Here is a 3,358-nt window from a genome sequence, read left to right on the forward strand (position 1 = left end):
ACAGCCAGCACCTGGAAGGTGAGTTGAACGATATTCTGGCCGGTGACGCTCATCCGGGATTCCACCTGTTTGCCACCATCAACCCACCGGAGTATAGCGGGCGAAAACCGTTATCACCGGCACTGAAAGGGCGTTTTCGACATATACCCATCCGGCAGTACAACCCGGCAGAATTGCGTGCCATTGCTGAGAAAGTGTTGCCACAGACCTGGCACGGGAAAATCGTGGCTGAATGGCTGACTGAGCAACATTGTCGTTTGAGGGCCTGCCTGCAAAGGCAAAACTTACCATTGCAGCCAACCAGTCTTGATCTACAAAATGCGGCCCGGGCCATCGTCCAAGGGGGCGATTTTACCAAAGACGGACTTCATCAGTGCCTCAATCAACATTACCGGCTTTATCTGATGGCCGCCGGGATCTCTCTGGGGGCACTACCAAAGTCATCGGCACTTGCCACGAGTAAAAGCGCTTTTGATTATCAACTTTGGGATTGGTTCAACCACATGGTATCGGACATTGAGCGTCCGTGGGTGATACGACGCAGTGATCTCAACAGTATTGATGAGAAACGCCATGAAATTCGTGTCGAGACTCGTCTGACTGAAGAAGAAGCCAGAACGGAAATAATCAGGATGGTAGCTCAGGCCAGATGGCAGGCATCCGGCCTTTCCCTGAAGCCGGATCAGTCGGATGATATGCTCACCAAGGCACTCTACGTACACTGGCAGCGACGATGGTTTGATCATGAGTTTGGCCATACGGGCATGGACGTTAATAGCGTGTTTCCACTGACGAAAGAGCAGGAGCAAACGCTGAAAATATCGACTTATCAGCCCTTCCTTCAGGAGGCTGATCAGCGGATAAGCGCAAGGAGCTCCGGGGCGCTTCCACTAAGGCCCGCGTTCTGGTATCAGATAATTGGTCAGTCGAACCCTGTTAACAGAGCGTCAACTATTGCCACTGATAACGCTGCTGAACAATACGATCCGGAAGTCCACGAGAAACAGGCTCCGGCATTGAACCGGACAACGAACTATGAATACCAGGAGAAGTCACAGCTTGACGATTATAAAATTTTTGATTGCTACCATTCTTCTCGTCTGTATCGCCACTTGGCACGGGATATTTATGTGACTGCCAAAGGCGATGTCAAAGAGATCGATCTCAATGATAAAGACATTGATGGGGTTGAAACCCTCATACCGGAACGGTTACCAGGGCAGGACCAACCAGTGCTATTAACCAGCGATCAAGCGCTGGCGACTTTTAGCTGTTCATCAAAAAACGGCCAATATGCCTTGCCCAGCCTGAACCCTGACGACTATATCGTGGCCCTGCGTATAGAACCTGATATGGCATTTACCCTGATCCGGGATCGATATACCGGGCTTCACACACTGTCTGTTCCTGATGCCAAAGCTAACCAGAGTATCCAAGTGACTTATGTCGTGGAATCCAGAGTAGCGAGTAAACAAACATTGACTAAAGAAGCCCTGCAAGAACAATCAACACGGTTTGACACCCACTGTTCAGAAGGCATGAAAAACGTACTGGACGAACTGTTTAAGACCATTGGCCAGCAACTACCCGAAGTACAGGCGCCATTGCAGGCAATAAAAAACGCCAAAGACAAGACACAACTCATTCGGGCGATCACGGACTATTGCGCAGAGTTTTCCGGTGAGATTCAACCAGAGAGTCATGAGAATTTTTTTAAATTCCTCGTAACAAAACGGCAGGGTAGCTGCCATCATCGTGTGACTGTTTTTATTGCTTTTTGTCGTTATTTCGGGATTCCATGTCGGCTAATCGATAACTTTATCCACTGCTTTGCTGAGTATTCCGAGGATGGAGGCCAAACCTGGAAATCGGTCGATTTGGGTGGGGGACCCGCACAGGTAACAACAATCACACCTGCCTTCCAGCCGAATACGAAAGGAACTGTTTCCAGCACTGAGTTAAAGAAGACTCTGGATCTCCTGAAGGAATTCCTGAAAGGCGCTGATTTAACACAACAGCAAACTCTGGCTAAAGCTTGTGGCATGAGCCTGATGGAACTGAACAACGCTTTAGCGACAAAGAGTGCTTTACCAAAAACCCATCTAAGTATTTTCGAAATAGTCCGTAACCTTTGGAAGGAAAAAAACTTAACCGGTTTTGTCATGGGCGTCTCAATGCTGGAGTCACTGGAGACAGAAACACCGAGTGGTTACGGGGTAATATGGAGCGTTTTTTTGGCTTACAACGAAGACAATTTGAGTAAACCAATGTCGGAGGCAATAAAAGAAATCTTGTCCAACAGCGATGAAGATCAGGTCACAGAACAACTCAAGTCACTCCATTCAAAAATGATTGTTCATGGCGGAGCAAACCCTCTGCAATGGTTTCATTTAATTCTGGACATACTGAAGCACATTGACTTAACCAGACCTTCGGTTATTCAATTTGTCCGTAAAACCCTGAAATCGGGTTGGCTGGACCAACCGCCAATCAACGACTTCTATACAGGGCTTGCTGATATACACCATGAGACTTTGGTACGTCTGGAAGCCGTCGATGAAGTGAAGTTTGAAGCCGCCCATGCTCTGAAAATGTGGTACCGGAAGTTATTTTCCAGAGAAAAAAATAGCCAGACATGGCGGTTGGTTTACAAAAGCTTCCAAAGTAGAAAGGGTGAAGCCTGGTTCGTGACTCATTGTCATGATGGGTTTTCGTCATTCCTTACGTATAAAATTATTCAGTCGTCTTTACAGATCGCCTGGACGGACGACCCCGAGGGAGTTCCGAATATAGAACGAATGCTGGTGCACCACCCCGCGTTTGCAAAGTTGAGCTCTGGCAAGGCGAACCACCGTCCAGTGATTATCCTCGGGGAACCTTCCTGGGGAAAGACCGTGATTGCGGAAAAAGTCAGAGTCCTGTTTCATCGAAAAGTTGAGAGCAGCCCGGACTTGAAGCAGATAACGGAAAAAATCAAACTCAATCCCTATGGGTTAGCAGTTGAGGATTATAGGCTTTGGAATGGTTTAAGGTACAAATACCAGCAAGCGATTCAGCAAGCCTTCAGTTATTACCTGTATGAAATGACGCACTCAAAAGCCGGTGGCTTAACGTATTGCTGGGCCAAAGCTACTATGATTGATCACATCACACCAAAGGACTATCTGGACATCTATGGCGCTCATGAGCCATCCTCACCAGAAGAGCTGTATGCCATGATGTATAAAATCGATAGCTCTGACCCATTTGCGAAGTCTCTCAGGGATACTCACTTACGGCAGGCACTCAACGCCGGTAACGCTCTGGTGCTCAGATCCGATGAGCTGACAAAAATTGCCGAAGAGTTTTTGAACAGCGT

Annotated in this window: 1 protein-coding gene; it reads left to right on the forward strand. The window is 47.8% G+C overall.

Annotated elements, in window-relative coordinates; genetic code table 11:
* A partial coding sequence (locus KDK17_RS06305; RefSeq protein WP_257287621.1) for a transglutaminase-like domain-containing protein occupies positions 1 to 3,358 on the forward strand: 3,358 nt, incomplete at both ends.

This window comes from Endozoicomonas sp. SESOKO2 (assembly GCF_024606245.1).
Lineage (GTDB): Bacteria > Pseudomonadota > Gammaproteobacteria > Pseudomonadales > Endozoicomonadaceae > Endozoicomonas_A.